The 4663-nt window shown below is 72.3% G+C and carries 6 protein-coding genes; 1 reads left to right on the top strand and 5 read right to left on the bottom strand.

Annotation, left to right across the window (positions count from 1 at the left end; all coding sequences use genetic code 11):
• Positions 1-192: 192 nt before the first annotated feature.
• Positions 193-678: an Asp23/Gls24 family envelope stress response protein gene (locus ACFWGZ_RS39565; protein ID WP_382456725.1), complete on the bottom strand. Its 486-nt coding sequence runs from the start codon at positions 676-678 to the stop codon at positions 193-195.
• A gap of 169 nt (positions 679-847) precedes the next feature.
• On the opposite strand from ACFWGZ_RS39565, the gene ACFWGZ_RS39560 reads away from it, so the two are divergent.
• Positions 848-1057 (top strand): CsbD family protein, encoded by a 210-nt coding sequence (locus ACFWGZ_RS39560; protein WP_382456724.1) that lies wholly within the window; start codon positions 848-850, stop codon positions 1055-1057.
• Between the two features lie 81 nt (positions 1058-1138).
• On the opposite strand, the gene ACFWGZ_RS39555 is transcribed toward ACFWGZ_RS39560, so the two are convergent.
• Genes ACFWGZ_RS39555 through ACFWGZ_RS39540 form a run of 4 tightly spaced genes read right to left on the bottom strand, consistent with a single transcriptional unit; the run spans position 1139 to position 4474 of the window.
• The gene (locus tag ACFWGZ_RS39555; protein WP_382456723.1) at positions 1139-1807 is read right to left on the bottom strand and encodes a DUF998 domain-containing protein; all 669 of its coding nucleotides are present in this window, start codon (positions 1805-1807) and stop codon (positions 1139-1141) included.
• A complete protein-coding gene (locus tag ACFWGZ_RS39550; RefSeq protein ID WP_382456722.1) occupies positions 1804-2463 on the bottom strand; it encodes a response regulator in 660 nt (219 codons plus the stop codon). Before ACFWGZ_RS39550 ends, ACFWGZ_RS39555 begins: the two co-directional genes overlap by 4 nt.
• Positions 2460-3725: a sensor histidine kinase gene (locus ACFWGZ_RS39545; protein WP_382456721.1), complete on the bottom strand. Its 1266-nt coding sequence runs from the start codon at positions 3723-3725 to the stop codon at positions 2460-2462. The genes ACFWGZ_RS39550 and ACFWGZ_RS39545 overlap by 4 nt, the downstream gene beginning before the upstream one ends.
• 47 nt (positions 3726-3772) lie before the next feature.
• A complete protein-coding gene (locus ACFWGZ_RS39540) occupies positions 3773-4474 on the bottom strand; it encodes a DUF998 domain-containing protein (protein ID WP_382456720.1) in 702 nt (233 codons plus the stop codon).
• Positions 4475-4663 lie beyond the last annotated feature (189 nt).

Here is a 4663-nt window from a genome sequence, read left to right as displayed (position 1 = left end):
GCACCCGGACGCCGTTGACGCGCCGGCCGGGACCGAGGGACGCGATCTGCCCGAACCGGCCGCCGTGCAGGCCCGTCACCGAGGGCACGGTCAGCACGGCGGCGGCGATCCGCTCGGCCTCCGCCAAGGCGGGAGAGAACCACGGCGAGGGGGTCCCGGCCGCCCGCTCGGCCGGGACCGGCGCCGCGGGCCTCACAGGACCCGGCCGGTGTGGACGGGCTCGCCCTCCTCGTCCTCCGCGGGCAGGTGCAGGTCGTCCACGGCGATGTTGACCTCGACGACCTCCAGGCCGGTCATGCCCTCCACCGCGCTGATCACGTTGTGGCGCACCGCCTGCGTGAGCCCGGCGATCGACACGCCGTACTCGACCACGATCTGCAGGTCGACCGCCGCCTGGCGCTCGCCCACCTCGACCGAGACGCCCTGGCCGACCGACGAGGACGCGCCCGGAATCCTCTCCCGCAGCGCACCGAACGCCCGCACCGCACCGCCGCCGAGGGCGTGCACGCCCGGCACCTCGCGGGTGGCCAGGCCCGCGATCTTCTGCACCACCACGTCCGCGATCGTGGTCGTGCCGCGAACCGTCTCGGAGGAAGTGCTCTCCACCACCGCAACACCTGCCGTCTTGGACGCCGGGGACGCCGGGGACGCCGTCTTCGTAGTGGTCACCTCGGTCATGGCCATCTCCTCTCACAGCGCGTTGCTCCGTCACCCGGAAAGAACCGCTGAACCCCGTGAACCTCACGCGGAAAATCAGTGAGCACCATCACCCGCATTTCGCGGTGACGAACAACGGTCAACGGGTACCGAAAGGCAAAGGACGTTTCGAGCGACGCGGGAGGATGTCATGTCGTTGAGCGACAAGATCGGCGCGAAGGTCGAGAGCCTGGGCGGCAAGGCCAAGGAGAGCACGGGCGCGGCGACGGGCAACGAGCGGCTGCGCCGGGAAGGCCAGGCCGACCAGGCCAAGGCGGGCGTCAAGGAGGCCGTCGAGAACGTGAAGGACGCCGTCGGCGACGCGGCCGGCAAGGTGAAGAACGCGTTCAAGAAGAATTGAGCACCACCGGGGCGGGCGGAATTCCGGAACCCGGAAATCCGCCCGCACCCCGGTAGGGCATCTCCCCCGCCGAAATCCCGATCAGCTCGGGGCCCGGCTGCTCCGGAAACGGAATTGCCGTCCGGCGGGCCGAGCCGGCAACACCACCCCGCACGCGATCGCCCAGAGCAGCACCGGGAAAGCGGCGATGCGTTCCCACAGCCCGAACAGGGCCGGACCACCGGCCCCGGCCACCATCAGCACGAGCGCCGCCATGGCCACGACCGCCGCGCAGACCCCGACGACGCCCATAACGCGCCACCGCTCGGTGCGCGCCAGCGCTATTCCGGTCAGCAGCAGCGCGACCTCGCCCACCGGTATGGCGACGACCGCGCCGGCGACGTGCAGCGCGGCACGGGTGTCCTCCGGGTTCAGGCCGACGACGACCAGCGCGAGCCCCGTGACGACGAGCAGAGCGAGCCCGGCACGCGCCGTTCGCCCGTCCGGGAACAGCGGCCGGACCAGCAGGGCGCCGCCGGCCAGGCACAGTCCGGCCACCGTCCAGGAGACGCCGGCGACGACGTGCCACGGCGAGCACACCCAGCGCTCGACGTCGGCCGAGCGGAAGCAGGTGGCCGCGCCCAGGTCGCTGATGGCGTTGCGCAGCCAACTGTGCGGCACCTCCCACCGCGCCTGCACGACGAACAGCAGCACGAAGTACTGCGCGACCAGCACCCACAGCACCGCTCCCAGCCGGGCACGCCCGGTCACACGAGGCCCCGCTCGTAGGCCAGGATGACCGCCTGCACCCGGTCGCGGGCGCCGAGCTTGGCCAGCACCCTGCCCACGTGGGTCTTCACGGTGGACTCCGACAGGTGCAGGCTGCCCGCGATCTCGGAGTTGTTCAGCCCCTTGGCGATCGCGAGGAACACCTCCGCCTCCCGCTCGGTCAGGCCGTCGATCCGCTGTCCCGGCTCGGCGCCGGGGCGCGGGATCCGGTTCGCGAAGAGGTCGAGCATGCTCCGGGTGACCCGCGGGGAGACCAGCGCCTCCCCGGCGGCGACGACCCGGATCGCGCGGGTGAGCTCGTCCGGCGGCGAGTTCTTGAGCAGGAACCCGCTGGCTCCGGCCCGCAGGCCGCCGAAGGCGAACTCGTCCAGGTCGAACGTGGTCAGCACCAGCACCCTGCTCCGCGGCGTCTCCAGCACGATCCGGCGGGTCGCCTCGATGCCGTCCATCCCGGGCATCCGGACGTCCATCAGCACGACGTCGGGTGTCAGCTTCGCCGCGTGGTAGACGGCTTCCCCACCGTCCGAGGACTCCCCGACCACCTCGATGTCGTCCTCGGCCTCGAGAACCATCCTGGTGCCCCGCCGCATCAGCTCGTGGTCGTCGACGACGAGGACGCGGATCTGCTGCGTGGTCATGGTTTTCCTTCGGCTTGCGGCATGTCGACGTGGACGCGCCAGCCCCCGCCGGGCACGGGCCCCGCCTGCGCGGTCCCGCCGTAGAGCGCGGCGCGCTCGCGGATGCCGATGATGCCGCGTCCCAGGCCCACGGACTCGGCCCGCGGCCCGGCGGCACCGTCGTCGGTGATCGTGACGGACGTGCCGTCCACTCCGGACTTCAGCTCCACGGTGACGTGACGGGGGTTGCGGGCGTAGCGGAGCACGTTGGTCAACGACTCCTGGATGATCCGGTACAGGGCGTTCTGGGCGCCGGGTGAGGACGGAGGCGGTCCTTGGACGTCGAGGCGCACCGGCATCCGGGCCGCGCGGAACGTGGCCAGCAGCCCGTCCAGTTCGGCGATGCCGGGGCTCGGCGACAGCGACGGGCCGGTGGCGCGGTCCGCGGCGTCCTCGTCGCCGAGCGCGCCGAGCAGGAGCCGCATCTCCGACAGCGACTGCCGGCCGATGCCGCCGAGCTCGCGCACCGCGTCGCGGCAGCGGACCGGGTCCTTCTGCGCCAGCGCGGCGGCCCCGTCGGCCAGCGACACCATGACGGACAGGCTGTGCGACAGGACGTCGTGCATCTCGCGGACGATGCCGGCGCGTTCCGCCAGGGTCGCGATGCGCGCCTGCTGGTCCCGTTCGTGCGCCAGCTGGTTCGCCCGGTCGACGAGCGTGCGGACGTAGCGGCGCCGGCCCGCGACCGAGATGCCGAGCAGCGCGGCGACCAGCACGACAGTGGTGTGGAGCAGGCCGGAGACGCTGAGCGAGAACGACGACAGAGGCGCGCCCCGCACGGCGATCTCGACGGCGGGCCGCACGAGGACGCCGAGCGCGACCACGGCGGCGAACCCGGCCCAGCCGTCCCGAGTGGACCGGTACACGAACAGCGCGTAGACGGCCAGCGCCATCGCCTGCGGGTCGATCGCGTCGCCGGTCGTCATCGTCGCGACCGCGGCGCACGTCGCCACCGCGAACGTCAGCCAGGGGTGCGAGCGCCGGACCGTCAACGCCCCGGCGGTCAGGACGACCCCCGCCATCGACACCAGCCAGGGCGCGGCAGGCTGCCACCGGCCGGACGACAGCGGCGTGATCAGCGCCCACGCCGAACCCGCCACCAGGTAGGCGCAGACGACCAGCACGTCGACGAGCTTCGGGTGCGCGCGCCAGAAACGGCGCAGCGCGCCGGGCGGCTGCGGCAGTCCGGCGCCGCCGCCGGACCTCTCCCCCGAAGCTGCCACCGCGTCACTGTAACCACGGGGAACGCCCGGCCGCAGTGCGAAGTGGATCACCGGGATCCCACCCCGGCCGGATCGCGGTCGCTCCGCACGGCTTCGCCCTCCGGGGCGGGACGTTCCCGTTCGCCGCGGGACACCGCCACCGCCACGCCGATCACGACCAGCCATCCCATGCCGACGGTGGTCGCCACGAACTCCAGCAGGCTCCCGATGTCGGTGCGGACGCCGAGCAGGCACGAGAGGCCGCCCGCCGCCGCGATGACGGCCACCAGCGCTCCGCACGTCCGCGACAGGCGCCGCAGCACCGGGTGGATGGCCGACAGCGACATCTGCGCCATCGCGAGCACGGCGGAGGAGAACCCGGCCACCGCGGACACGACGTGCGTCAGGTCCTGCCACGAGAAGGTGTCCCCCAGCGGCACCGGGCACCCGTACGTGCACGGTACCTGCGAGGCGACCAGGAAGAACGACGACGCGAGCGCCACCGACGACGCGGGCGTCCAGCGACCGGTCGCGCAGGCCCCGCGCAGGGCCCACGCGACCGCGTACCCCCCGGCCACCAGCAACAGCAGGGCAATCTCGAACCACCTCGCGGTCGGCTCGCCGTCCGCGCCCAGGCCGCTGACGTAGAGCGTCCGGTCCACAGTGGATTTTGCCGCCCAGATGTTCACGAGGGAGGTGGACACGAGGACGCTTCCGCCGAGTGCCGCGAGCCGGCGGAGCTGATGTGCGGTTTCCTCTTCCCTGGCCATGAAACGACGCTAGGAAGAACGTCGGTCCCACGGCGTCGGCCTGAAGTGCTGACCCGGCGTCCGCGTAGTACCCAGGTACCACGTCCCCGGAGTCCATTTCGGACTCTAAGCGGAGACGAAAAACTCCGGGAACCGTGTGGTGCACGGTTCCCGGAGTTCGCGGTGCTGCTGCCCTGGAGATGTCAGGCG

This window comes from Lentzea sp. NPDC060358 (genome assembly GCF_042725365.1).
Classification (GTDB): domain Bacteria; phylum Actinomycetota; class Actinomycetes; order Mycobacteriales; family Pseudonocardiaceae; genus Lentzea.
The sequence above is the reverse complement of the archived record's forward strand: the minus strand, read 5'-3'. Positions and strand labels throughout refer to the sequence as shown.

What these genes read in the sequence shown, in the direction of transcription:
- ACFWGZ_RS39550 (WP_382456722.1), bottom strand. Translation starts at nt 2,463, where the DNA reads ATGACCACGCAGCAGATCCGCGTCCTCGTCGTCGACGACCACGAGCTG.
- ACFWGZ_RS39565 (WP_382456725.1), bottom strand. Translation starts at nt 678, where the DNA reads ATGACCGAGGTGACCACTACGAAGACGGCGTCCCCGGCGTCCCCGGCG.
- ACFWGZ_RS39560 (WP_382456724.1), top strand. Translation starts at nt 848, where the DNA reads ATGTCGTTGAGCGACAAGATCGGCGCGAAGGTCGAGAGCCTGGGCGGC.
- ACFWGZ_RS39540 (WP_382456720.1), bottom strand. Translation starts at nt 4,474, where the DNA reads ATGGCCAGGGAAGAGGAAACCGCACATCAGCTCCGCCGGCTCGCGGCA.